This window comes from Corallococcus sp. AB038B (assembly GCF_003668955.1).
Taxonomy (GTDB): Bacteria; Myxococcota; Myxococcia; order Myxococcales; family Myxococcaceae; genus Corallococcus; species Corallococcus exiguus.
Genome location: NZ_RAWO01000008.1, coordinates 365,297 through 389,811, shown reverse-complemented (window position 1 = coordinate 389,811; position 24,515 = coordinate 365,297). Strand labels below are relative to the sequence as shown.

The 24,515-nt window shown below is 69.8% G+C and carries 19 protein-coding genes; 12 read left to right on the top strand and 7 right to left on the bottom strand.

Annotated features, from left to right (window positions below):
* Positions 1-49 precede the first annotated feature (49 nt).
* The 6 genes from D7Y04_RS28825 to secF all read left to right on the top strand — a co-directional run bounded on the left by D7Y04_RS28825 (position 50) and on the right by secF (position 6,963).
* On the top strand, positions 50-1,156 hold the full coding sequence (locus D7Y04_RS28825; protein ID WP_120597223.1) for a SpoIID/LytB domain-containing protein: 1,107 nt from the start codon (positions 50-52) through the stop codon (positions 1,154-1,156).
* Positions 1,157-1,207: 51 nt separating this feature from the next.
* On the top strand, positions 1,208-2,296 hold the full coding sequence (gene queA, locus D7Y04_RS28820) for a tRNA preQ1(34) S-adenosylmethionine ribosyltransferase-isomerase QueA (RefSeq protein WP_121761348.1): 1,089 nt from the start codon (positions 1,208-1,210) through the stop codon (positions 2,294-2,296).
* Between the two features lie 56 nt (positions 2,297-2,352).
* Complete coding sequence (tgt, locus tag D7Y04_RS28815; RefSeq protein WP_216669597.1) at positions 2,353-3,489, top strand: tRNA guanosine(34) transglycosylase Tgt; 1,137 nt, start codon at positions 2,353-2,355, stop codon at positions 3,487-3,489.
* A 151-nt stretch (positions 3,490-3,640) separates the two neighbouring features.
* Positions 3,641-3,991 (top strand): preprotein translocase subunit YajC, encoded by a 351-nt coding sequence (yajC, locus tag D7Y04_RS28810; protein ID WP_120597220.1) that lies wholly within the window; start codon positions 3,641-3,643, stop codon positions 3,989-3,991.
* Complete coding sequence (gene secD, locus D7Y04_RS28805; protein WP_121761347.1) at positions 3,991-5,763, top strand: protein translocase subunit SecD; 1,773 nt, start codon at positions 3,991-3,993, stop codon at positions 5,761-5,763. Before yajC ends, secD begins: the two co-directional genes overlap by 1 nt.
* A 30-nt stretch (positions 5,764-5,793) precedes the next feature.
* On the top strand, positions 5,794-6,963 hold the full coding sequence (secF, locus tag D7Y04_RS28800; RefSeq protein WP_121761346.1) for a protein translocase subunit SecF: 1,170 nt from the start codon (positions 5,794-5,796) through the stop codon (positions 6,961-6,963).
* A gap of 66 nt (positions 6,964-7,029) precedes the next feature.
* On the opposite strand, the gene D7Y04_RS28795 is transcribed toward secF, so the two are convergent.
* The gene (locus tag D7Y04_RS28795) at positions 7,030-7,614 is read right to left on the bottom strand and encodes an outer membrane beta-barrel protein (RefSeq protein WP_120597217.1); all 585 of its coding nucleotides are present in this window, start codon (positions 7,612-7,614) and stop codon (positions 7,030-7,032) included.
* A gap of 170 nt (positions 7,615-7,784) precedes the next feature.
* On the opposite strand from D7Y04_RS28795, the gene recJ reads away from it, so the two are divergent.
* The gene (gene recJ, locus D7Y04_RS28790) at positions 7,785-9,500 is read left to right on the top strand and encodes a single-stranded-DNA-specific exonuclease RecJ (protein WP_120597216.1); all 1,716 of its coding nucleotides are present in this window, start codon (positions 7,785-7,787) and stop codon (positions 9,498-9,500) included.
* Between the two features lie 24 nt (positions 9,501-9,524).
* Here the strand turns inward: recJ and D7Y04_RS28785 are convergent, their stop codons facing one another.
* The 4 genes from D7Y04_RS28785 to D7Y04_RS28770 all read right to left on the bottom strand — a co-directional run bounded on the left by D7Y04_RS28785 (position 9,525) and on the right by D7Y04_RS28770 (position 13,172).
* Positions 9,525-9,764 (bottom strand): YHS domain-containing protein, encoded by a 240-nt coding sequence (locus tag D7Y04_RS28785; protein ID WP_121761345.1) that lies wholly within the window; start codon positions 9,762-9,764, stop codon positions 9,525-9,527.
* 200 nt (positions 9,765-9,964) lie between these two features.
* On the bottom strand, positions 9,965-10,741 hold the full coding sequence (locus tag D7Y04_RS28780; RefSeq protein WP_120597214.1) for a hypothetical protein: 777 nt from the start codon (positions 10,739-10,741) through the stop codon (positions 9,965-9,967).
* An 11-nt stretch (positions 10,742-10,752) separates the two neighbouring features.
* Complete coding sequence (locus D7Y04_RS28775) at positions 10,753-12,048, bottom strand: hypothetical protein (protein ID WP_120597213.1); 1,296 nt, start codon at positions 12,046-12,048, stop codon at positions 10,753-10,755.
* Positions 12,049-12,071: 23 nt separating this feature from the next.
* Complete coding sequence (locus D7Y04_RS28770; RefSeq protein ID WP_121761344.1) at positions 12,072-13,172, bottom strand: hypothetical protein; 1,101 nt, start codon at positions 13,170-13,172, stop codon at positions 12,072-12,074.
* A gap of 190 nt (positions 13,173-13,362) precedes the next feature.
* Between D7Y04_RS28770 and aspS the strand changes: the two genes are divergently transcribed.
* The 5 genes from aspS to D7Y04_RS28745 all read left to right on the top strand — a co-directional run bounded on the left by aspS (position 13,363) and on the right by D7Y04_RS28745 (position 19,855).
* The gene (gene aspS / locus D7Y04_RS28765; RefSeq protein ID WP_121761343.1) at positions 13,363-15,180 is read left to right on the top strand and encodes an aspartate--tRNA ligase; all 1,818 of its coding nucleotides are present in this window, start codon (positions 13,363-13,365) and stop codon (positions 15,178-15,180) included.
* Between the two features lie 182 nt (positions 15,181-15,362).
* Positions 15,363-16,619: a carbohydrate porin gene (locus D7Y04_RS28760; RefSeq protein ID WP_121761342.1), complete on the top strand. Its 1,257-nt coding sequence runs from the start codon at positions 15,363-15,365 to the stop codon at positions 16,617-16,619.
* 59 nt (positions 16,620-16,678) lie between these two features.
* Positions 16,679-17,668: a cupin-like domain-containing protein gene (locus tag D7Y04_RS28755; protein ID WP_121761341.1), complete on the top strand. Its 990-nt coding sequence runs from the start codon at positions 16,679-16,681 to the stop codon at positions 17,666-17,668.
* Positions 17,669-18,152: 484 nt separating this feature from the next.
* Entirely contained in the window at positions 18,153-18,965 is an 813-nt protein-coding gene (locus D7Y04_RS28750; protein ID WP_121761340.1) for a cupin-like domain-containing protein, read from the top strand.
* Positions 18,962-19,855, top strand: coding sequence for a hypothetical protein (locus tag D7Y04_RS28745; protein ID WP_147477212.1), 894 nt, complete (start codon positions 18,962-18,964; stop codon positions 19,853-19,855). Before D7Y04_RS28750 ends, D7Y04_RS28745 begins: the two co-directional genes overlap by 4 nt.
* A gap of 12 nt (positions 19,856-19,867) precedes the next feature.
* On the opposite strand, the gene D7Y04_RS28740 is transcribed toward D7Y04_RS28745, so the two are convergent.
* Both D7Y04_RS28740 and D7Y04_RS28735 read right to left on the bottom strand, forming a co-directional pair.
* The gene (locus D7Y04_RS28740; protein WP_147477211.1) at positions 19,868-22,642 is read right to left on the bottom strand and encodes a CHAT domain-containing protein; all 2,775 of its coding nucleotides are present in this window, start codon (positions 22,640-22,642) and stop codon (positions 19,868-19,870) included.
* Between the two features lie 126 nt (positions 22,643-22,768).
* Entirely contained in the window at positions 22,769-24,433 is a 1,665-nt protein-coding gene (locus D7Y04_RS28735) for a M14 family zinc carboxypeptidase (protein ID WP_121761337.1), read from the bottom strand.
* Positions 24,434-24,515 lie beyond the last annotated feature (82 nt).

The window sequence follows — 24,515 nt, the reverse complement described above, 5'->3', positions numbered from 1 at the left end:
CCCGGCCGATTTCTTGAGGCGGATCGCTCCGCCCCTAGACTGTTGGACCATGTTGCAACGTGTGGCACTGCTGCTGCTCCTTCTCGCGTCATCGCGGGCGTTCGCCGTGGAGACGATGCGCATTGCCATGGACGACCCCGGCGACGAGGTCCGCGTGAGCGGCCGGGGCCTGGGCTTCGGCCCGGATGCCGAGGACGGAACCTTTGTCGCCGTCACCGCGGGACAGGCCACCGTGCGCCGCCGCAACGGCAAGCTGGAGGTCAACGGGGCTCCCGTCATCGGGGACGCCATCCGCTTCCGTGGCGGGCTGGAGGCCACCGACGCGGGCGGCCCCGGCAACGAACCCCTGAAGGCGGGCAGTGCGCAGGTTCGCGGCGACGTCGTCGTGCGCGTCTTCAAGAACAGCCTCCAGCTCATCAACGTCATCCCCCTGGAGGACTACCTCGCGGCGGTGCTCGGCAGCGAGATGCCCGTGTCCTTCCCCCTGGAGGCACTCAAGGCCCAGGCCGTGGCCGCGCGGACGTACGCGCTGCAGAAGAAGCTGGACGCGTATGGCGCCGCCTTCCACATGGGCAGCAGCGTGCTCCACCAGGTGTACGGCGGCGTGAACCGCGAGGACGCCAAGACGCGCGCCGCCGTGGAGGCCACCCGGGGCGAGGTGCTCACGTACGACCTGGCCCCCATCGAGGCCTACTTCCACGCCTCCTGCGGCGGGCGCACCGAGTCCGGCCAGGACGCCCTCCAGCGGAACCTGCCGTACCTGCAGCCCGTTGACTGCCCCTGCGGCAAGCTGCCCGCCAGCCGCTGGACCGCGACCCTGTCCGAGACGGAGCTGCGCGGCGCGCTGAAGGCCCCACCGGGCGGCATGCGCGTCACCGGCCGCACGCCCACGCACCGGGTGACCCGCGTGACGATGGCGGATGGCACCGCGGTGGACGGCGTGTCGTTCCGCCGCAAGCTGGGCTACACGCGCCTCAAGAGCCTGGACTTCGACGTGGAAGCCTCTGGCAAGAACTACGTGTTCACCGGACGTGGCTTCGGCCACGGGGCGGGGCTGTGCCAGTGGGGCGCCAAGGCCCTCGCCGACCAGGGCAAGGCGTACCGGGAAATCCTTTCCCACTACTACCCGGGCGCCGAGTTCCAGCAGCTCTACTGACGCCCTCGCCGGTTCCGTGAGGACGCGGGGGCTGCTACAAGCGCCAACCCCGTGTCGTCCCTCCTCTCCGACTACGATTTCGAGCTCCCCGAGGCGCAGATCGCCCAGGCCCCGCTGCCCAACCGGGACGCGTCGCGCCTGATGGTCGTCAGCCGCGCCACCGGCGCCTGGAGCCACCAGCACTTCACCGACCTCGCGGACCTGCTGCGTGAAGGTGATCTGCTCGTCCTCAACGACGCGCGCGTCATCCCCGCGCGCCTGCTGGGCCAGAAGAGCGGCACCGGCGGCCGCGTGGAGCTGCTGGTCGTCCGCCCCGCCGCCACGGCCACGCTCACCTCCGCCGCGCTCGGTGGCGCTCCCGAGTCGCTCGAGTGGGTGTGCCTGGGCCAGGCGTCCAAGGGGCTCAAGCCCGGCCAGTCCGTCACCTTCGCCGGGGGCCTGTCCGCCGAAGTCCTGGAGGCACTGGGGGGAGGGGAGTACCGGGTGCGCTTCCATGCGTCGCCGGGCGCCTCGCTCGCCAGCCTGTTGGACGCGGCGGGCCGGCTGCCCCTGCCTCCGTACATCACCCGCGAGCCCGAGGCCGCGGACGCCGAGCGCTACCAGACCGTGTACGCCCGCGCGTCCGGCGCCGTGGCCGCGCCCACCGCGGGCCTGCACTTCACCGAGGATGTCTTCGCGAAGCTCGCGGCGAAGGGTGTGCAGCGCGCGGAGGTGACGCTCGACGTGGGGCCCGGCACCTTCCTCCCTGTGCGCGAAGAGGTGCTGGACAAGCACCACATGCACCCGGAGCGCTTCACCGTGCCAGAGGCCACCGCCGCCGCCGTGAACGCCGCGAAGGCGCAAGGCCGCCGCGTGGTCGCCGTGGGCACCACCGTGGTGCGCACGCTGGAGTCCGCCACCGACCCGGACACGGGCAGGCTGCGCGTGGGCCCCGGCGAGACGGCGATGTTCATCCGGCCCGGCTATGCCTTCCGCCAGGTGGACGTGCTCCTCACGAACTTCCACCTGCCGCGCTCCACGCTGGTGATGCTGGTGAGCGCGCTCCTGGGCCGGGAGCGCACGCTCGCCGCGTACCAGGAGGCCGTGCGCGCGGGCTACCGGTTCTTCAGTTACGGCGATGCCATGTTGGTGAAGGAGTGAGTGCCGTGGTCGACGAGCAGCGCAAGGAGAAGGGCGATACCCGCGTGCCCCCGGGGCTGGTGCGCTTCGAGCTGTTGCACGAGGACGCCAGCGGCACCAAGGCGCGCCGCGGCCGGCTGAACACGCCGCATGGCCCCATTGAGACGCCCATCTTCATGCCCGTGGGCACCGTGGGCAGCGTCAAGGGCGTGGGCCCGGACGACCTGAAGACCCTGGATGCGCAGATCATCCTGGGCAACACCTACCACCTGATGCTCCGCCCCGGAGAGCCGCTCGTCGGGGAGATGGGCGGCCTGCACCGCTTCATCTCCTGGGACCGGCCCATGCTCACCGACAGCGGCGGCTTCCAGGTGTTCAGCCTGTCGGAGAAGCGCAAAATCACCGAGGAGGGCGCCGCCTTCCAGTCGCACCTGGACGGCTCGCGGCACTTCCTGTCGCCGGAGCGCTCCATCGAAATCCAGGAGACGCTGGGCGCGGACGTCATCATGGCGTTCGACGAGTGCCCCCCGTCCACCGAGGACCGGGCCTACCTGGAGAAGTCCCTGGCGCGCACCACGCGCTGGCTGCACCGGTGCGTGAAGGCGTGGGGCCGCGAGCGCTCGTCGCTGTTCGGCATCGTACAGGGCGGCCTCCATGAGGACCTGCGCAAGCGCCACGCGGAGGAGATCTGCGCGGTGGACCTGCCCGGCTACGCGCTGGGGGGCTACTCCGTGGGCGAGGCGCCGGAGGCCATGCACGCGGGCGTGGCCTACTCGGCGCCGCTGCTGCCCCGGGACAAGCCGCGCTACCTGATGGGCGTGGGCACGCCGCTGGACCTGGTGACGTGCGTGGAGCACGGCGTGGACATGTTCGACTGCGTGTTGCCTACACGGTGCGCTCGCAACGGCCTGCTCTTCACCTCGGAGGGCAAGGTGGTCATCCGCAACGCGGCCTACGCCAAGGACCCCCGGCCGGTGGACCCGGCGTGCTCCTGCTACACCTGCCGCACGTTCAGCCGCTCCTACCTGCGGCACCTGTTCGCGGCCGGAGAAATCCTGGCGATGCGGCTCAACACGCTGCACAACCTTCACTACTTCCTGGACCTGATGGCCCAGGTGCGCCGCGCCATCGCCGAGGACCGCTTCGCCACGTTCGCCCGGGACTTCCGGGCCAAGGCCGTGGCGCAGGAGGCCGAACGCAAAGGTGGTCGGTGAGCGGGCAAAGGGATTGCCGCGCTTCCGGCGTTCACTTGCTCACATGGGGCGCCCTTGCTAAGAGGCCACCCTTTCGGATGTTTTGACCCCACCCGTACGCCGGGTCGGGGCCGGTTTCCCGAGTCCTCCCTTCCAAACGACGAGGCAGTACGTGGCTGACAGTTTCCTGATTCTCGCGCAGGCCGGGGCCGGTTCCCCCCTGGGGACCTTCGGCTTCCTCGCCGTGCTGGTGGCCATCATGTACTTCGTGATGATCCGCCCCCAGCAGAAGCAGCTCAAAGAGCACCGCAACCTGCTCGCGGGGCTGAAGAAGGGGGATGACGTCGTGACGTCCGGCGGCATCCTCGGACGCATCCACCAGGTGGACGACTCCACCGTGACGGTGGAAATCGCCAGCGGAGTGCGCGTGCGCGTGCTCAAGACGGCTGTCAGTGCGAAGGGAACCGTTCCGGTGGCGGGCGCCCCGGCGGCTGCCCCCGCTGAGAAGAAGGAGGAGAAGTAATGGACCGCGGCTGGTGGTGGAAGTTCGGAATGATCGTCGCGGTGACGCTGGGAACGATCTGGTTCCTCGTCCCGACTTACTACTCGCTGGTGGTCCTGGACCGCGCCGAGCGCAACAACATCGCCGTGCTGGAGCAGCGGCTGCCCGCGTGGGCGCCCCCCGCGAAGTACCGCCTCAACCTGGGGCTGGACCTGCAGGGCGGCATCCACATGGTGATGCGGGTGGACACCAAGACGGCCCTGCAGAAGCGCACCGAGCGCCGCGGGACGCAGATCGCCACCTACGTCAACGACAAGAAGCTGGGCGAGGTGACGGCGGACACGGACCCGGAGCGGCTGCAGCTGGTGCTGACCGCGAAGGACCCGGGCACCATGGACGCCATCCAGAAGGAAGTGCTCGCCACCTTCACCGACTTCACCGTGGAGTCCCGCAACGGCGGCACGCTGGTGCTCAAGCCGGACGAGGGCCAGGTGAACCGCTTCCGCGACGAGGCCGTGGACCAGGCGATGCTCGTCATCCGCCGCCGCATCGACAAGTGGGGCGTGGCGGAAGTGGACGTGCGCAAGCTGGGCACGGACTCCATCCAGATTTCGCTGCCCGGCCGCAGCAACCCGGAGCAGGCCAAGGAGCTGGTGGGCACCACCGCGCAGCTGGAGTTCCGGATGGTGGACGACACCAACCCGCAGGTGTTCGCGCAGATGTACCAGCAGAACCCGCCCCCGGCGGAGAGCAACATCACCCTGGTGGAGGACGAGGGCTTCCCGCAGCTGTCCTCGCCCAACCGCGAGGCCCTGCTGGCGTACGCGAAGGACAAGACGCCGGAAGGCCGCGACGTCGTCACCCAGTGCGTGGCGAGCCCGGTGAAGAAGAACGACTGCATCGCGTACCGCACCTACCTGCTGGATAAGAACGTTCCGCTCACGGGTGAGAGCCTGGCGGGCGCGGACGCGTCCGTCAGCCAGATGAACGAGCCGGAGGTGAACCTCGCGTTCGACCCGGCCGGTTCGCGCGAGTTCGAGAAGCTGACCGAGGCCGCAGTGGGCCGCCGGATGGCCATCGTGCTGGACGACAACGTGCACACCGCCCCGCGCATCAACGAGAAGATTGGCGGCGGCCGCGCGCGCATCACCATGGGCCGCGCCAGCGGGCGCAGCTTCGAGGAGTGGCTGGGCGAGGCGCAGACGCTGGCGCTGGTGCTCAAGGCCGGTGCGCTGCCCGCGCCGGTGACGGTGGGCGAAATCCGTCAGGTGGGCGCGACGCTGGGTGACGAGCTCATCAAGAAGGGCAGCCTGGCCGCGCTGGTGGGCCTGGCGCTCGTCGTCGTCTTCATGGCGGTCTACTACCGCAAGTCCGGCCTCATCGCGGACGTGGCGCTGCTGCTCAACGGCCTGCTCATCCTGGCGGGCCTGGCGTTCTTCAACGCCACGCTGACCCTGCCTGGCATCGCGGGCTTCGTGCTCACGCTGGGCATCGCGGTGGACGCGAACGTGCTCATCAACGAGCGCATCCGCGAGGAGTTGTCCCACGGCAAGTCCGCGCGCGCGGCGGTGGACCAGGGCTACGACCGCGCCTTCTGGACCATCTTCGACGCGCACGTGACGACGCTCATCGCGGGCTTCATCCTGTTCTTCACCGGTACGGGCCCGATCCGCGGCTTCGCCACCACGCTCATCGTAGGCCTGCTGGCGTCGCTGTTCACGTCCATCGTCGTGACGCGCGTCATCACGACCTACTTCGTCCACGGCCGCAACGCGCAGTCGGTGTCCGTCTAACGGGCCTCCAGCGCCTTCGGGAAATCCGCCATGCAGATTCTCAAGCACAAGACGAACATCGACTTCATCGGCAAGCGCAAGCCGGCGCTCTTCATCTCCACCCTCATCAACCTGGCCATCATCGTCGGCATCGCCGCGGTGGGGTTCAACTTCGGCGTGGACTTCGCCGGCGGCACGGTGGTGGAGCTGAAGTACAACACTTCCACCACCGCCGCGCAGGTCCGGGAGAAGGCCCAGGCCGGCGGTCTGCACGACGTCAGCGTGCAGGGCATCGGCTCCGCGGATGAGAACTCCTTCCTCCTGCGCATGGGCGGCGTCACGCAGCTCACCGAGGAGAACGCCGAGCGCGCGAAGACGGCCATCCAGGGCCTGGGCGAGACGCGCAACGTCTACGCCGACATGGCCAACGGCATCGTGAACTTCCGCTCCTCGCAGCCCCTGTCCGTGGAGGCGGTGAAGAAGGCCGTGCAGGACGGCGCGGGCATTGGCGTGCAGGAGGTGCGCGACCTGGGCGCGAACCAGGGCGGCAACGGCTACGACTATCAGGTCGTGGCGAGCGGCATGGCGGACAAGGTGTTCACCGCGCTGAGCGCGGGCTCCGACAAGCCGAACTTCGAGCAGCGCCGCGTGGACTACGTGGGTCCGCAGGTGGGCAAGCAGCTGCGCAACCGCGGCATCATGGCGCTGGTGTACTCGATGATCGCCATCCTCCTGTATGTGGCGTTTCGCTTCGACTTCAAGTTCGGCCCGGGCGCGCTGCTGGCCATGCTCCACGACGTGGTGATGGTGGCGGGCTACTACCTGGTGAGCCGGCGCGAGTTCAACCTCACGTCCATCGCCGCGCTGCTCACCGTGGTGGGTTACTCCGTCAACGACACCATCGTCATCTACGACCGAATCCGCGAGGACATGGTGAAGTACAAGGGCAAGCCGCTGCCGGAGATCATCAACATCGCCGTCAACGACACGCTGGGCCGCACCATCCTCACCTCCGGCGTGACGGCGCTGTCGCTCATCGGTCTGCTCATCTTCGGCGTGGGCGAAATCTTCGACTTCGCCATGGCGATGCTGGTGGGCATCCTCGTGGGCACCTACTCGTCCGTGTACATCGCCAGCCCGCTGGTCATCTGGCTGGACGAGCGCGCGCACGCCCGCGAGGGTCACTCCGGTGGCGCCAAGCAGGAGCCGAAGACGGCCTGAGCTGTCTGATGGCTTGAAGCGACGAGGGCCCTCCTTCCCATGTGGAAGCGAGGGCCCTTCGCTTTTCTAGAAGCGCGCGCCCAGCGTCAGCGACGCGTCCATCAGTCCGCCGCCCACGCCGTCCGTGCTGGTGGCGCCCGCGAAGTCCTGGTCGATGAGGATGCGGTACGTGCCGCGCACGCCGGCGGTGAGGCCTCCGGTGTTGAACTCCAGGCCCACCGCGAGCGGCACTTCCTCCATCAAGTCGCTGTCGTAGAGCCCCGCGCCCGCGCCTCGCACGTCCACGTAGGACAGGCCCAGGCCCACGCCCGCGAAGGGGCGCACCGCGGTGAGGAAGGGCGGCGACACCTTCACGAGCGCGCTGCCTCCGTTGCGCACCAGCGAGGGCGCGTCGAAGAGGCGGCTGTCGCTCACCTTGTTCTGCGAGCCCTCGTAGCCGACCTCGAAGCCGAGGAAGGTGGTGGGCTGGAGGTTGAGCGTCAGGCCCCACAGCGGGCCGGTGCTGGCCACGTCGCCCAGGTCGCCCGTGTAGTCGCCGATGCCTCCGCGCAGGAAGACGTTCACGTCCCCCTGCTTCTTCTGCGCGAGCGCGGGCCCCGCGCACAACACGACGGCCATCAGGGCACCGCCCTGGAGACACCTGCGAAGCATGCGGACCTCCCTGTCCACGGGTACGTACTCAAGCTGGGCACCGCATACCCGCCGTGCAGGTTGGAGGCAGGAAGGCAGGCGAGCGCATGTCTGAACAAGCGTGCAGGAGGGTGGTGTGAGTGGACGGGTTGGACTGCCTTGGTCGGACGTCTGAGGTACTGTCCTTCTCCATGCGGTGGTTGCTTCCAGATGTCGTCGAGCAGGAGGTCGGTTCGCTCGCGGGTGAGCTGTCGCTGCACCCGTTGGCGGCGAGGGTGTTGCTCCACCGGGGCTACCGCACGCCGGAGGCGGCGTCTGCCTTCCTGTCGGACCGGCTGGCGGACCTGCCGGACCCGTTCCGGATGAAGGGCATGGGCCCCGCGGTGGAGCGCGTGCTGCGCGCGGTGCGGCTCAAGGAGAAGGTGACGCTCTACGGGGACTACGACGTGGACGGCGTGTCCTCCACGTCGCTCATGTACCTGTTCCTCAAGGAGCTGGGCGCCACGCCCTCCACGTACATCCCGCACCGGCTGGACGAGGGCTATGGCCTCAACCTGGGCGCGGTGGAGCGCATCGCGCAGGACGGCACGCGCCTGCTGGTGACGTTGGACTGCGGCATCACCTCCGTGGCGGAGATTGCTCGCGCGAAGGAGCTGGGCCTGGAGGTCGTGGTGGTGGACCACCACACGGTGCCGCCCACGCTGCCGCCCGCCACCGCGGTGCTCAACCCGCACCAGCCCGGCTGCGAGTACCCCACCAAGGTGCTGTGCGCCGCGGGCGTGGCCTTCAACCTCTGCATGGGCCTGCGCAAGCGGCTGCGCGACGACGGCTTCTTCGCCACGCGCAAGGAGCCCAACCTCAAGGCGCTGATGGACCTGGTGGCGCTGGCCACCGTGGCGGACGTGGTGCCGCTCACCGGCGCCAACCGCATCCTCGTGGCGCACGGCCTCCAGGAGCTGTCCCAGGGCCGCCGCCCCGGCATCCGCGCGCTGAAGGAGGTGGCCGGCCTGGAGCCGGACGCCACCGTCACCGCGGGGCAGGTGGGCTTCCGCCTGGGGCCCCGCATCAACGCCGCGGGCCGCCTGCATGACGCGTCGCTGGGCCTGCAGCTGCTCTGCGCGGACTCCGTGGAGACGGCGCGCTCGCTGGCGCAGGTGTTGGATCGCGCGAACGCGGAGCGGCAGGGCATTGAGAGCGGCATCCTCACGCAGGCGCTGGCGCAGGCGGAGGAGCACAAGGACTCGCGCGGGCTGGTGCTCTACGACGAGGGCTGGCACCCGGGCGTCATTGGCATCGTCGCGTCGCGCGTGGTGGAGCGCTACCACCGGCCCACGGTGATGGTGGGCGTGAAGGACGGGGTGGGGAAGGGCTCGGCGCGCAGCATCGAGGCGTTCCACCTGTACGACGCGCTCACCGGGTGCTCGGACCTGCTCACGCGCTACGGCGGGCACAAGCACGCCGCCGGCCTCACCATCGACGCGAAGCAGCTGCCCGCCTTCCGCGAGGCCTTCGCGAAGATTGCCCTCCAGCGTCTGACGCCGGAGGACATGATTCCGCGCTGCCGCGTGGACGCGGTGGTGAACCCTCGCGACCTGGACGCGACGGCCGTGGAGTCGCTGCAGAAGCTGGGGCCCTTCGGTCAGGGCAACCCGGAGCCGGTGCTGGTGCTGCGCGGCCAGCAGGCCCGGCCTCGCGTGCTGCCCGCGAAGTCCGGGGTGCCTGGCGCGGGGCACCTGAAGCTGGCGCTCGTGGACGCTCCGGAGCTGGATGCCATTGGCTTCGGCATGGCGGACCGTGTGTCGCTGGTGGAGGGTCCAGTGGACCTGGCCTTCCAGGCCGGCTTCGACACCTTCCGTGGCCAGCGCAAGCTGTCCCTGCGCCTCAAGGACGTGCGTCAGGCCGCCTGACGCCGTCCGAGGTTCCTGCTCGCGCTACGCGAGGCCCCAGCGCACCCGGCCCGGCGACATCAGCGCGCCGGCCCGCGCCAGCTCGTTGAGGCGGAAGCGCTCCGCCTGCCGCTCGAAGGCGGTGCGGCAGCCCTCCGAGCAGAAGAAGTACCGGCGCTTCTTGTACTCCGACGACGGATGGCCCTCCGGCGCCTCCAGGTGCCTGCCGCACACCGGATCCCAGTGCCGGGAGTTGCCCTGCCCGTGTTCCTGTTCGCCGTTCATCTTCCACCTCCAGCCCGACGCCCCTGACTCCCCCAACCGGCGCGAATGTAAGCAGGGGGCATGCCAGCGGTCCATCTCCTTGGAATGCCAAGCAGGGGGACGTGGCCGGGGCGTTGAAGGAGGGGAAAAAGTTCAGCCCCCGCCACCGCTTCCCGGGTGGGAAGGGCGCGGGGGCCGAAGGGACAAAAACGGGCGGTGCTTCAGAAGCCGACGCCGGCGCTGCCACCCAGGAAGAAGTCGTTGGCGTAGCCGCGCCGCAGGCCCATGGCCTCGATGCGGAAGGTGAGGTGCAGCGTGCGTGACAGGGCGGGCCGGCCGCGGAGGCCCAGGCCGTACTGGACGACGGGCTTGAGGCCGTTCACCTTGGTCTCCTCCTCGCCCACGGTGATGCCGGTGTTCTGGTACGCGAGTCCGCCACCGGCCTGAAGGTACAGACCGAAGGGCGAGTCGCCGAATTGGAACAACCAGGCGGGTGCGAGCGTGAAGTAGTGAAGCCGCGTGTCCCCCTTGATGAATTCCGTGCCGTCACTGAGGCTGCCGTAGAGCCAGCGCAGGTCCGCGAAGAGGGCCTCGCGCAGGGTCGCGTTCTCCGTGAAGAAGTTGCGGCCGAACTCCCAGGTGGCGCGCACGCCCAGGCCGGGCTTGTTGTCGGAGAAGTCGCCTCGGGCGCTGTCGATGAGCAGCAGGCCGGCCACCAGCTCCACCGCGACGCCCAGGTTGGGGTCGTCCAGGCGGGACATGCCGCGGAAGCCGTCGTCGTTGGTGGCTTCGGCGGCCTCGCGGAACTCGTCCGTTTCGTCCACCAGCCTGCGGCGGCGATCGTAGGCGTCGTCGTCGTCCTTCTGGGCCTTCTCCTGGGCGCGTTCGGCTTCCTGCTCCGGGTAGGCGTAGGGGTCGTCGTCATCCGCGCTCTGGGCGAACGCGACAGGGGTGAAGAGCAGGCTGCCGGCGAGGCAGGCCTTGAGCCAGGTGTTCAAGGGAGCGGGCCTCACTGGAAGATGCTGGGGCAGGTGGTGCCGCCCGCGGCGCTGGCCGGGCAGAGGTTGGCGCCGATGAGGAGCTCGCGCGGGATCTGCAGGTGGTCCATGAACTCGTTGCAGACGGCCTTGCGCAGGTCCAGGTCGGAGATGTGCGAGATGATGGCGGCGGCGGGGACGGCCAGCGAGAACTGGGACTGATCCCCCAGCACCAGCTGCGTGTACTGGTAGATGCCCGGCTTCGCGGGGTCCGTGTCGTAGTACGCGGAGACGATGTCGCGCTGCAGCTGGGCTTCCTGGCCGGTGGAGCGGCCCGCCTGGTAGAGCGCGGTCGCCAGCAGCGTGCCCACCTGGTACTCGGCGCCGTCAGAGGAGAAGGTGCCCACGTCCTGCTGCTGCACGCGGGAGTACAGGAGCGCGCTCATGCAGCGGTCCCCGCGCGACAGATCTCTCGCGTCCGTCACCCCGGCGAAGGGGCCGCCGTCGAACGAGGTCGACATGAAGCGGGGATCACACCCGCTGACGCTGCGGCAGGTGGCGCCGTAGGCGTGGTAGTCCGCCAGGCCCTCGTCGAAGGACTTGAGCACGTTGGCGCCCTGGCTGGGGTTCCCCGAGGACCAGTTGGACAACGCCACGGGCAGGGACTGCCCGGCGTACGCCAGCCGGTTGAACACCAGGTGCGAATACTCGTGCGCCATCACCGCCGCGTTGAGGGGCAGGGGCGCGCGCTGGATCTGATCGAACGGCAGCACCATGAACGACTGGAGCACCGGGTAGAAGATGGCGTTGTCGCGCGCCGGCTCCTTGCTCAACTGCGCCTGGATGAACTCAGGGAAGTAGTAGAGCGTCGGCGTGGGCTCGAAGGAGACGACCTTCACGTTGGCGACGGTGCGGAAGTACTCGTTGGCGCGCTCGAGGTTGTAATACGAGGTCACCATGTTCCAGGAGTGGAAGTCCGCGGGCCAGAGGACGTCATCGCCCGTCTTCTCGTCCTTCTGGCTGATGTAGCTGGCCTTCACGTCGTGGCCGGACTTCTTGAGCAGCACCTCCGCGACGTTGTCCGCGGTGGCGTTCTGGAGCGCGGGGTCGTTCGCGTCGATGACGATGCGCGCACCGCCCTGGAGGTCGCCGACGGTGCCCTTCAGGCCGACGACGTCCTCGATGGTGGTGAGTTCGACCTGCGTGGGGACGTACTGGCCATTGCTGGAGCGGGACAGGACGGAGACCTTGACGGGGGCCTCGCTGTCCGGCGCGCAGCCCGTGGCCAGGGCCAGCCCGACGGCGGCGGTGGTGACTGTTCGGAGCATGACGCCGTTTTACTCCGGACCGCTCAGAACGTGTATTCCCCTCCGAGTGTGAGCAGGCCGGAGGTGTCCGCGGGGAGGTTTTCCGGCACGTCCCGCTGGAGGGCCACGGAGGCCCACAGCCGCACCGCGTCGCCCAGGCGGACCGTCCACCGGGTGGCCAGCACGTGGGCCACGCCCTCACCCGGCACGTACCGGGTGAAGGCGTAGGACAGCTGGCCCCGGAGGGCGGGGGTGAGGCGCCAGGAGAGGGACGGCCTCAGGTCCCAGCGGACTGGGGCGGAGGGGAAGCCGGTGGTGGCGTTGACCTCGCCCAAGCGCCGCGCCACGGCCGCGCCCAGGTCGCGCAGCTGGCGGCGGCGCAGTCCCGCCAGGGCCTTGCGGGCGGCCACCCGGCTTTCGAGCTGGGCCTCCAACTGGTCCGTCTCCGCGTCGGTGAACTGGCCCGCGGTGAGCGGGTCCTCGCTGTAGAAGGCAAAAGCCCCGCGCAGCCCCAGCTCCCACTGGCCCTTCCAGAGGAGCCGCGCCCCCAGCGTGGGGCGGGCCGACCAGAGGATGTCCTCCTGGGCGTAGCGCTCCGTGGAGGCGCCGTCGGAGACGGTGAGCAGCTGGCGGCGCAGCGGGTTGCGGCTGATGCCCACGCCCGCGTCCAGGCCGTACTCCCAGGTGCCGAAGCCCGCCGAGTCCCAGGCCGCTCCCAGCTGCACCGCCTGGCTGCCGGAGCCCGTCCGGGCGGTGAGGCCGGGGACGTTGAGGCGGGGGCGCTCCTGGGTCAGCTCCGTGTCCGAGGCCTTGGACAGGCCCAGGCTGACGACGCCGGACAGGAGCCAGTGCTCGCCCGCCAGGTGGTCCATGCCCACGGAGAGCTGATGGGTGGCCGCGGTGCCGGATTCCGGACGCACGCCGGTGTAGCCCAGCGTGACGAAGGTCGCTTCCGCCACACCCACGTCGCCCAGAAGGCTCCACAAGGCATAGCCGTGGCCGCCGCTCGCCTCGAGCGTGACGGAGCTGTCCGCCACTTCCGCCCCTGCGCTTCGTGCCCCCAACAGCGCCAGCAGCACCCACCCCGCGCGCATGCACGGGGGCATGCCCTTGGGCCGGCGGCGGGTCTCCAGGTCCCCCTGCATGGAGGCTTCAACCCCGGATCCAATTCCGGGTTGCGGGGACGTGCGCGCCTGCCTGCTCATGCGCCTGTCTTCCGAGGGAGATGACGGTGAAAACACGGGGGTGTTCGGGCCATGGATTCCTTGACGCGTCGTTTCCACGATCCGCTATGGTGCCCGGCCTTCCTTCCCGAACCAAACGCAGGCGGTCTCCATGGCGGTCCCGTTCATTTCAGAGGTCAAGCGTACCCACACGTGCGGTCAGCTCACGGCCGCGAACGTTGGCGAAGAAGTGGTCCTCTTCGGCTGGGTGCACAACCGCCGCGACCACGGTGGCGCGGTGTTCATCGACCTGCGGGACCGCGAAGGGCTCACCCAGGTGGTGTTCGAGCCGGACAGCAAGGAGGCCCATGAGACGGCCGGCCACCTGCGCCTGGAGTACTGCGTCGGCATCAAGGGCAAGGTGCTGTCGCGCGGCAAGAACGTGAACCCGAAGATGAAGACGGGTGAGATCGAGGTGAAGGCCTCGGACCTGACCATCTTCAACCGCTCGGAGCCCACGCCGTTCCTCATCGAGGACAACGTGGAGACGTCCGAGGAGAAGCGCCTGGCGCACCGCTACCTGGACCTGCGCCGCGGGCCGCTCCAGAAGACGTTGATGACGCGCTCCAAGATGAACACGCTGGCGCGCTCGTACATGGCGGGCAACGGCTTCCTGGAGCTGGAGACGCCCTTCATGGGCAAGTACACGCCGGGCGGCGCTCGTAACTTCCTGGTCCCCAGCCGCCTGAACCCGGGCAAGTTCTACGCGCTGGCGGAGAGCCCGCAGCTGTACAAGCAGCTGTTCATGGTCGCGGGCTTCGACCGGTACTTCCAGATCGTGAAGTGCTTCCGCGACGAAGACCTGCGCGTGGACCGGCAGCCGGAGTTCACGCAGATCGACGTGGAGATGAGCTTCGTCACCCAGGACGACATCTTCACCATCATCGAGGGCCTGCTGAAGAAGCTGTGGGGCGAGGTGCTGGGCATCGACATCCCGACGCCCTTCATGCGCATGGACTTCTACGAGTCCATGGCGAAGTACGGCAACGACAAGCCGGACCTGCGCTTCGGGCTGGAGCACGTGGTGCTCACCGACGTCATCCGCGAGCACGGCGCCGCGGGCGGCGTGCCCATGATGTGGGACGCGGTGCAGGAGAAGGGCATCGTCAAGGCGATGGTCGTCCCGGCGGAGAAGGCGCTGTCCCGCGCGGAGAGCGACAAGCTGGAGGACTTCGCGAAGCAGGCGGGCGCCAAGGGCCTGGCTCGCGCGAAGGTGGGCGAGGGCGGTGAGTGGACCCAGTCCCCGCTGTCCAAGACGATTACCCCGGCGCTGCGGCTGGCCATCAACCAAGCCGTGAACGCGAAGACGGGCGACCTCATCCTGTTCCAGTTCGGCCGCGAGTCGCTGGTGCACACGGTGATGGCGAACCTGCGCGTGCACGTGGCGAAGAAGCTGGGCCTCATCCCCGAGTACGGCAGCGGCGGCCAGTGGAAGTTCCTCTGGGTCGTGAACCCGCCCCTCTTCGAGTACGACGACGAGACGAACACCTGGGCGGCGGCGCACCACGCCTTCACCCGTCCGCACGACGAGGACGTGCAGTACCTGGGGACCGACCCGGGCCGCGTGAAGTGCCACCGCTACGACGTGGTGCTCAACGGCTTCGAGATTGGCGGCGGCTCCATCCGCCTGCATGACCCGAAGGTGCAGAGCGAGGTGTTCAAGGCGCTGGGCATCCAGGAGGAGGAGGCGCGCGTGAAGTTCGGCTTCCTGCTGGACGCGCTCAAGTTCGGCGCGCCCCCGCACGGCGGCATCGCGCTGGGCATGGACCGCCTGGTGATGCTGCTCACCGGTGCGGAGTCCCTGCGCGACGTGATTCCGTTCCCCAAGACGAAGACGGGCACGGACACGATGACGGGCGCTCCCGGCGACGTGGACGAGAAGCAGCTGCGCGAGCTGCACGTGCGCTCGGTTCCGCTGCCGCAGAAGTAGTCAGTCACGTCCCGCCGGGAGGAGGACACTCCCGGCGTGCTGCTTTCGTTGCTCGCCGCACCCCGGGCCGTTCGAAGGGCCCGGGGGAGTGGCTGGAAGCCGACGGACAGCCCCCCGGCACGGCTGGACATCCCGGTGGCCGTGGCCATTGGGGACCCGTGGCGTGCGAGGGGGAGGGCGCGATGCGGGGACGGGCGTTCGGGGCCTGGATGCTGTTGTGGGCCCTGCTGTGCTCGGGGCCGTCCTTCGCGGCCGAGACGACGAAGATGCCCCCGGGCCTCACCGGTGGCTGGGGCGGGGCGCGCGGACTGCTTTTCGAATTGGGTGTGGCGCTCCAGGTCCGCTACGTGACGGAGCTCGCCTTCAATGCGCGCGGTGGCAAGGGCCATGCGCTGCGGCAGGCGGGTCAGCTCAACGTGGGGTTGGGCCTGGACACGGAGAAGCTGGCCGGGCTCAAGGGCGGCACCTTCCAGTTCACCTTCACGTACCGCAATGGCAACAACCTGAACGCGGACATGGAGCTGGGGAACCTCCAGCTGGTGCAGGAGGTGTACGGGCGCGGCAACGTGGGGCGCCTCACGCAGCTCTGGTGGGATCAGCTCTTCTTCGGCGAACAGGTGCACCTGAAGCTGGGGCGCATGACGGTGGGCGAGGACACGGCGGACTTCCCCTGCGACTTCCAGAACCTGTCCTTCTGCGGCGCGCAGCCCGGCAACATCGTGGGCAACTACTGGTTCAACTGGCCGGTGAGCCAGTGGGCCACTCGGCTGCGCGTGGACCTGGCGAAGGTGGCGTACCTGCAGCTGGCCGCGTACGAGATGAACCCTCGCAACCTGGAGGAGGGCTTCTATCTGGGGCGCTTCAGCGGGGCGACGGGCGTGATGTTGCCCCTGGAGCTGGGCTGGAACCCGAAGTTCCGCGGCGACCGGCTGGAGGGGCTCTACAAGGTGGGCGTCTGGTACGACACGTCCAACGCGCCGGATGTGCTGCTGGCCGGCGTGGAGCGCGATGGGAGATACGGCATCTACTTCGTCGCGCGTCAGCAGCTCACGCACGTGGCGGGCGCGGAGAACAAGGCGCAGGGCCTCAACGTCTTCGTCCGCCTGACGCACACGGACCTGGACACCTCCACGCAGGATGGCCAGTACACGCTGGGCCTGGGCTACACGGGCGTGTTCGGCCGGACGAATGACGACGTGGGCTTCGCGCTGGGCGCCACGCACACCAACGGGCGCTATGTCACCGCGCAGCGGCAGAAGCAGGCGCAGGACCCCGACACGCTCATCCCTCGCACGGAGTACCTGGGCGAGCTGTACTACAGCCTCCATGCGACGCCGTGGCTCGTGCTGCGGCCCAACTTCCAATACATCCGCCCCGGCGGTGACGAGGACGCGCGCAACATCATCGTCCTGGGCCTCAAGGGGGCGCTCACCCTGTAGGGCATGTGGGGAGAGGGCCCCCTTTCCGTGCCGCTTCGCGGGTGGCCTAGAGTGGGGCCATGGCCTTGTCACCCTCGTGGGATGCGTGGCTGTCGGAGAACCTGCTGCGGGGCGTGCCTGAGGAGGCGCTGGCCCTGGCACTGGTCGCCGGAGGGGTGGCTCCGGAGGAGGCGCGTTCGGAGGTGGCTCGCGCGCGGCGGCACCCGGTGGTGGAGGCTGGGGGCTCGCGCGGGGCGCTGGGGGCGGAGGTGGTGTCGCTCCTGGACGTGCGCGCGTCGCTGCATGCGCAGTCCCGCAGGACGGTGGAGCGGCGGCGGGGCGTGTCCGCGGAGGAGTTCCAGGCCCGCTACTACCGCGCGCACCGGCCCGTCGTCCTGGAGGACTTCATGGAGGGCTGGCCGTTGTTGGAGCGCTGGCGGCCGGAAGCGCTGGCACGGGACTACGGCGACGTGGAGGTGGAGGTCATGGCGGGCCGCGAAGCCCGTGTGGACCATGACGTGTCACCGGATGCGTGCCGCACGGTGATGCGGCTGGGCGACTTCCTCCACCGGCTGGAGCACGGCGGGCCGTCCAACGACCTGTACCTCACCGCGCGCAACTTCGCGCTGGAGCGGCCGGAGCTGCGGGGGCTGCTGGAGGACCTGCGGCCGGCTCCGGGCTTCGTGTACCCGAAGCGGCAGCACGGGAGCATCAAGCTGTGGGTGGGGCCCGCGGGCACGCACACGGCGCTGCACCATGACGTGGACTCGGTGCTGTTCTGCCAGGTCCATGGGCGCAAGCGCTTCTGGCTGGTGCCGTCGTTCGAGACGCCTCGCCTGTACAACCGCGAGCACGTGTGGAGCCCGGTGGACGCGGCGGCGCCGGACCTGGAGCGCTTCCCGGACTTCGCCCGCGCGCACGTGCACGAGGTGGTGGTGGGCCCGGGGGAGATGCTCTTCATCCCCGTGGGCTGGTGGCACCAGGTGCTGGCGCTGGACGTGAGCGTGTCGCTGACGTTCCAGTCGCTGGAGGTGCCGGGCGGAAACGCGCGGTGGCACACCTTCGGTTGAGGTGTGCCCGCCGCTTCAATGGCTTGCTTCAGCCGTTGAGGTTTTCGTCCTTCGGCGTTTCAGGAAGGGGCGGCGTGGACGGCGGCGGCGTGGGCGATGGTGTTTCAGGCGTCCGCTTCCGGCTGAGGTCCTCCTGCGCTGGGTCACACGGGGGATTGGGGTTCGGGACGATCTTGTATGAGTTCTCGGGAGGCGTCATGGAGTCCGCTCGGGGTGGATGTGAACGACCCAAATGGTTCAGCCCGATTCAAGGGGGCTGGCGATGACGTCTTCCCTCCCCCCTGTATGGAGAACGTGGCTCGCGGAGAACCTTGCGCGTGGGGTGTCTTCCGAGAGCCTCGTGGCCCGTCTGGAGACGGCTGGAATCGCGCCAGAGGTTGTCTGGGAAACGATTCGGGCCGCGGAGATACATCCGGCGGTGGTTCGGGCGCGTGAATTCACGACACGTCTGGGATTGCTTGAATCACTGCTGGAGACACGGTCGGTGTCGCGACGGCAGGCATTGCTCTCGCCGCGCGTGGAGCGGCGGTCCCGGCTGGCGCCAGCGGAATTCTTCACGGATTACTACCGGCGCAACCGGCCGGTTGTCATTGAAGGCTTGATGGAGGACTGGCCGGCGCGGACGCGGTGGACGCCCGCGTGGATGGCCGAGCGTTTCGGTGACGAGACGGTGGAGGTGATGGCGGGGCGCGATGCCCAGGAGATGCCGGACCTGCACGCGGACCGTTTGCGCCGGGACGTGCCGCTGCGGGAATTGCTGACGCGGTTCGACGGTGCGCCGGCGAACGACATGTATCTGGTGGCTCGGAACAGCCTGCTGTTGCGTGACGCGTTCCGGCCGTTGCTGGAGGACCTGCGTGCTCCGGCGGGATACATCCATCCGGACCTGCATGGGCCCGACCGCGTGCACCTGTGGCTGGGGCCGGCGGGGACGCTGTCCAACCTGCATCATGATCACCTCAACGTCCTGTTCTGCCAGGTGTGGGGTCGCAAGCAGGTGTGGCTGGCGCCGTCGTGGGAGACGCCGTGGATGTCCAACGTGCGTGGCTTCTACAGCGCGGTGGACGTGCTGGCGCCGGACCTGGAGCGCTTCCCGGACTTCGCCCGGGTTGCGTTGCACACAGTGGAGGTGGGGCCGGGGGACACGCTCTTCATCCCGGTGGGGTGGTGGCACGCGCTGCGGGCAGTGGAGCCGAGTCTGTCGGTGACGTTCGTGAGCTTCGAAGAGACACCTGGGATGAACACCTGCTGGCGGGAGGGCTGGCTGGGCGCCACGCCTCCGGAGGAGCACCGATGAGAGCTTCGCGTGAAGTGGAGGCGGGCACTTCGCCGCTGACACCCGAGTGGCGGCGGTGGCTGGTGGAGAACCTGGTGCGCGGTGCGTCGCCGAAGGAGTTGGTGGCGTCGCTGGAGAAGGCGGGTGTTGCGCTGGAGCAGGCGCGGCGGGCAGTGGAGGTGGAGCAGCAGGAGCCCTTCGTCGCGGGCGCGCTGCGTGCGGTGGGCATGCAGCGAAAGCTGGAGGGGCTGCTGGACGTGTACGCGGAGTTGTTCCAGCAGACGGAAGGACCGCCGCGCGTGGACCGGCATGACGCGCTGTCGCCCGCCGCGTTCTTCGAGCGCTACTACTTCGACAACCTGCCCGTGGTGCTGCGCGCGGAATGGAGCGCGTCGCTGGAGCCGGAGGCCTGGAGCCCCGGGAACGTGGCAGCGCTGTTGGGCGAGCGCGAGGCGAGACATGCGTGCTGCGTGCCCCTGTTCGAGGACTCACGGCTGGAACCGCTGGCCCGGGGGCTGACGCCGCTTCGGGGGTTCACGGCGGAGGACGCTCGTGCGTGCGAGCCCCGCTTGTGGTGGGAACCACCCGGCGCGGAGGTTCCCCTGCGCGCGGCGCGGCGCAACGTGCTGCTGGCGCAGGTGCATGGGGAGCGGCGGCTCCAACTCGTTCCGGCCTTCGAGTTGCGGCGGGTGGCCCTGGCGTCGCCGGAGCCTGACGACGCACCCCTGCGCCTGGACGTGACGCTGTCGCTGGGAGAGTGCCTGCTGCTGCCAGTGGGCTGGTGGTACGGCTTCAGCGCTCCCGGGGGCGGCGTTGCCGTCTCATTCGAGGCCTTCGCGCTGCGGGAGCCGAACGTGACGTGGGACGCCGACGCGGAGCCCCAGCCTTCGCCGCTGCCTCCGCGAGACTGAGGGACGTGGGCGCTACTGGTACAGCAGCACCTTGTCCACCCAACGCATGTTGGGTTGCTTCTTGTGCCAGTCGAGGCGCTCGGCTCGCAGCGCCTGGGAGGGCTCTTCGCCGGACTGGATGCGCTCGCGCACCGCGCGGAAGAAGGCGCCTGCGTCGTTGGGGATCTCCGCCGTGGCGGCGAAGACGGCCCGCGCTCCGGAGGCGACGAACGCCTGCGGCAGAGATGACGTCTCATGCAGGATGGGCGGAAGGCGGGCCGCGCTGCATGCGCCCAGCACCACCAGGGGCGCGCCGTGCAGATGCCGGCGGCGCAGCTCCTCCGCGGTGAGCGCATAGTGGCCATCCTGCTGCGGCGACAGCGCGATGACGGTGGCGTCCGACAGCGCGCGGTCCACCACTCCGTGCGCGTGGATGTCGATGTCCGTGGCCTGCTCCATCGCCTCCAGCACGCGCTCGGGCGTGGCCTGTGCTCCCTTGAGCCGCAGGAGCCGCTGCGCGCCCGCCAGGTCCACTTCCGCCGCCGAGGGCAGCCGCGCCAGCTTCAGCGTCAGGGGCGGCTCCACATCCGACACCACGACGTGCAGGGGTGGCTTCGCGGGGGACGACGCGTGCACGCCCGTGCTGACCCGGTAGCTCCAGGCCAGCTCCACCGGCAGGAGGCCCGCGCGGCTATCCAGGGGCGGCGCGGCCAGCACCGCCACGCGGGGACAGTCGCGCAGCAACTCCACCAGCTCGCCGGGCACCAGGCCCGTCAGGTCATCGCGCAGGGGCACCGTGCGCGAGGCGTCATAGTGGCCCTGCACCTGGCCCCGTGGACCGCGCACCACCGTCACCGTGCGCTCCGCCTCCACCGCCGCAGCCAGCACGCAGCCCTCCGGCACGGGCACCTGGAGGCTTTCGGCCACCACGTCCATGGCCTCCCGGAAGGCCCCTGCGTGGCCCGCGCTCACCGCGAGCGTCTGGAAGGCCACCGCCCTGGCGTCGCGCGCATCCGCATTCACCCGCAGGAGCGGCTCCGCCTCCGCGATGGTCTGCCGCAGCACCCGCTGGCCCTCGCGCCAGTCGCGGTCCACCGCGAAGCGTCCCCGGATGAGCGTGGCCAGCACGCGCCGCCCCGCGTTCTCGCGAAGCGGACTCACCCGTGCCAGCTCCGCCATCAGGAGTGCCTCGTCGGACGGACGGGGCGCCAGCCGCGCCAGGTCCGCGAGGATCCACGCGCCCTGGAGTCCGGGCGTCTGGCCGCACGCGAGTGATTCCTCCATCTCCTGCCGCGCCTCCTGAGGACGGAAGCGCATCAGCGCCAGCGAGGCCAGGTTGCGGTGCGCCTGCGTGCGCGCCACGCAGTTGTCGGGCTGACGGGCCAGGGACTCGGTGAGATAGGCCCGAGAGAGCGCGACCCGCACCTGGAAGCGCGTCGCGTTGGCCAGCATCACCAGCGCCTGTCCCTCGCGTTCCCATTCGCCCAGCGCGGCGGCCTCCTGCCACGCGGCCCTCGCGGACTCCTCGCCTTCCACCAGCCGGTTCGACGCGGTCGCGCGGCTGCTCAACCGGATGAGCAGATCCACGCAGCGCAGGGGCAGCATCTTCGCGCGGCACTCGCCCAGCGCCTCTCGCAACCGGTCCCCGGCCTGCGTCCCCTGGCCTGACAGGTCGTCCAGCCGCGCGCTCTCCTGCGCCACGCGCGAGAGGATCCAGGGATCCGTCTCGCCCACCGTCAGGGCGCGCAGCTCCTCGTGCGTGCGCGCCACGCCCGGCGTGCGCAGCAGCGCGCCCAGGAGCAGGTCCTTCGCCGTGGGCTCCTGGCGCAGCCGTTCGATGAGGCTCGCGGGGGTGAGGTGCGTGTCCAGAACCAGCTTCGCGTACTCCCGCGCGAGCGGCGCCCGGCGCGTGAAGTCCAGCGCCGCCAGACGCCGCACGGTGTCCTCCAGCACGGTGCCCCCGCCGGCCGCGTGGTCCAGCACCCCCGCGAGCGGCAGCAGGGCCTCCACCTGTGCGGAGCTCTCCGAGGTGGCCAGCAGCTCGTAGAACGACTCGCGCGCCATGCCCGGGAAGCGGGCCGCGGCCTCCACCGGCAGGGGCGCCTGGGGCGAGCGCAGCCGGGCGTGGAAGGCCTCGCGCGTGGCCTTCCATGCATCCGCCCGGGCCTGGAACCGGGCGCGCAGCGTCCGTGCCTGCTCGCGTGCCTCGTCGCTCCAGCCGGGCTCGCCCTTCACGGCCACTGCTTCGAACGCCGTGGCGGAGAGGAGCGTCAGCCCCAGCTCGCGCGCCACCACGGCGCGGTTCCAGCGCGCCTGCGGGTGCTCGGGCATGGCCTCCAGCGTGGCGTCCAGCAGGGTCAGGGCGTCGTCGTGGTGGCCGCGCAGGAAGGCGACGGCGGCCAGGTCACTGTCGCGGTCCAGCGAGGGCGACGCGCGCTTCAGGTACGCGAGCCCCTGCTCCGTGTCGGCATGCAGCAGGTAACTGACGCCCACGCCGTGCGCGTCGCCGCGCTCCTCCAGGCTGGACAGCGCGCCCAGGGGCACCGGCGGGGCCAGCGCGTCTCGTCCCTGCGGGGGCTCATGGGGGCGGTACACGTCCGCGGCGGGGAGGCTCAGCCGCACCTCCAGGGGACGGTGGGACGCTTCCGAGAGCCACAGCGCGGGCGTCTCAGGCCCGTCGCTCCGCTGCTTCCAGACGCGCACGGCGACGAAGCCCAGCGCCATGCAGAGCGCCAGGGCCACGAGTCCCCAGACGCGCGCCACGCCTGTGCGCCCCGGAAGGCGCGTGCCTGGGGGCGTTTGCCGCATGCCAGCCATCCGGGGCCTCCCGCGTGCCCCCGCACCATCTCCGCGGGTCCTGCGGGGCCCAGTCTACGGCCAATGCCCCCGGGCATGACAGACCCGGGGGCGAGGAGGTGTCCGGAGGTGTGACGCCTACTCCACCTTCAGGGGGGGACGGGTGGCCTCCACGACGCGGTGGATGGGGTACAGCTCGCCCACCGTGAGGCTGTCATCCAGGAACTGCCAGCGGCAGAAGCCGTCGTCCGAGTGCGGCTCCAGCAGGTAGGTGATGAGCGTGCCCGTGCGCTGGTCGGTGGGGACCTTGAGGGTTCCGGCGGGGAACTCGCGCTCGGAGCGCTCGGGGGCCACGGTGAGGATGGTCTCGAAGCGCACCGGCTTGGGCCTCTGGCTCAAGGGGACTTCGTCCTGGCCGGGGGGCGGCACGTTGGCGGCGACGTCCGGGCTGAAGGTCTGCTCGCGGCGGGCGATGCGGTAGCTGTCCACCTGGAAGCGCTGTGCCTTGGCCAGCTTCTCGAAGCGGATGCCGTGGCCTTCCAGCCGGGACGCGAGCGACGCGGGCACCAGGTACGCGGACGGCGTACTCACCGACTGCGTGGGCACGAAGGTGCGGTAGTGCGGCGTCTTGTAGACCTTCTTGCGCTTGCCCGGGTAGCGGCGCGCCTGGATGCTGGCCTCGTCGAAGGAGTTGATGGCCGCGATGTCCTTGCCCAGCACGTAGGCCGGGTAGTCGAACACCAGCGCCCCTTCCGCGTCGCGCTGGGCGACGCCGAAGTTGATGCCCACCCATTCCTTCGCGTCGGGGGACTTGCCGCGCGCGATGATGGCGGCCTCCTCGAAGGACGTGGCGGTGCGGTAGTCCTTCGCGTAGCGGGCGGCGTCGCGGATGAGCTCCAGCACCCACGCGCGGATGACGGCGCAGCGGCGGGGGAAGTCGATGTAGCTGTAGGTCTCCAGCAGCACGTCCAGCCGGCCCAGCAGGCCCCGGTAGTGGCTGCCGAAGCGGGGCAGCGCGGGGTAGGTGTGCCAGCCGGAGGTCGGGTCGCCTTCCTTGAGGAAGTTGCCGTACCAGAAGCTGTCGAAGCCGTGCTTCTTCTTCACGGCGGCGGACACGCGCTCGGCCAGCTCGCGGTTGGCGTCGCGCGACATATGCATGAGGTCCGCGTTGCCGTGCGGGATGTCGAAGGTGAGGTCGAACCCGTGGATGCTGCCGTCGGTGGTGTGGCAGTCCACGAACAGGTGCGGCCACCACGACTGGTACAGCTTCGCCATGGCGCGCGTCTCCGGCGCCTCCTGCTTCATGTTGTCGCGGTTGAGGTTCCAGCCCTCGCCCGTGTAGCGCATGCCCACGCCACCGGGCGGGTTGACCTGGCCCTCCAGGTTCTTCAAATCCAGCGCGCGGTTGCCCTTACTGATGCGATCATTGCCGTCCGGGTTGAAGTTGGGGACGAACACGAGGCACAGCCGGTCCAACAGCTTCTTGCCCAGCGACGTGAGCGTGAGGTCCCGCGCGAGCGCCTGGAGGGTCTCCTTGCCCTCCACCTCACCGGCGTGGATGTTGGCCTCCACCATCACGATGATCTTCTTCTGCTTCTGCGCCAGCTCCGGCGTGAAGCAGTTGCGGTCGCTGAGGATGAGCGCCATGAGCGGCTGACCTTCACCGCTCTGGCCGAAGTCCACGCGCTTGGCGAGCTTCGTCTGGGCACACAGGGCGTCGACGAAGGCGACCACGTCGGCGCTGCGGGACGTTTCCTGGTAGTCGGTGGCTTCCGCGCGGGTGAGCAGCTTGGGAGTGGGCATAGGTGCCGCGCATCCGAGCGCTCCGGACCTGCGGCGTCAAGCACGCGCGAAGGGGGGCCGTCTTGCCGCGCCGTGGCGGTGT

Bases quoted from the DNA above. Each gene is read 5' to 3' on its own strand.
- D7Y04_RS28825 (WP_120597223.1), top strand. From the start codon at position 50: ATGTTGCAACGTGTGGCACTGCTGCTGCTCCTTCTCGCGTCATCGCGG.
- secD (WP_121761347.1), top strand. From the start codon at position 3,991: ATGGACCGCGGCTGGTGGTGGAAGTTCGGAATGATCGTCGCGGTGACG.
- secF (WP_121761346.1), top strand. From the start codon at position 5,794: ATGCAGATTCTCAAGCACAAGACGAACATCGACTTCATCGGCAAGCGC.
- D7Y04_RS28795 (WP_120597217.1), bottom strand. From the start codon at position 7,614: ATGCTTCGCAGGTGTCTCCAGGGCGGTGCCCTGATGGCCGTCGTGTTG.
- recJ (WP_120597216.1), top strand. From the start codon at position 7,785: ATGCGGTGGTTGCTTCCAGATGTCGTCGAGCAGGAGGTCGGTTCGCTC.
- D7Y04_RS28785 (WP_121761345.1), bottom strand. From the start codon at position 9,764: ATGAACGGCGAACAGGAACACGGGCAGGGCAACTCCCGGCACTGGGAT.
- D7Y04_RS28775 (WP_120597213.1), bottom strand. From the start codon at position 12,048: ATGCTCCGAACAGTCACCACCGCCGCCGTCGGGCTGGCCCTGGCCACG.
- D7Y04_RS28770 (WP_121761344.1), bottom strand. From the start codon at position 13,172: ATGCAGGGGGACCTGGAGACCCGCCGCCGGCCCAAGGGCATGCCCCCG.
- aspS (WP_121761343.1), top strand. From the start codon at position 13,363: ATGGCGGTCCCGTTCATTTCAGAGGTCAAGCGTACCCACACGTGCGGT.
- D7Y04_RS28760 (WP_121761342.1), top strand. From the start codon at position 15,363: ATGCGGGGACGGGCGTTCGGGGCCTGGATGCTGTTGTGGGCCCTGCTG.
- D7Y04_RS28755 (WP_121761341.1), top strand. From the start codon at position 16,679: ATGGCCTTGTCACCCTCGTGGGATGCGTGGCTGTCGGAGAACCTGCTG.
- D7Y04_RS28745 (WP_147477212.1), top strand. From the start codon at position 18,962: ATGAGAGCTTCGCGTGAAGTGGAGGCGGGCACTTCGCCGCTGACACCC.
- D7Y04_RS28740 (WP_147477211.1), bottom strand. From the start codon at position 22,642: ATGCGGCAAACGCCCCCAGGCACGCGCCTTCCGGGGCGCACAGGCGTG.
- D7Y04_RS28735 (WP_121761337.1), bottom strand. From the start codon at position 24,433: ATGCCCACTCCCAAGCTGCTCACCCGCGCGGAAGCCACCGACTACCAG.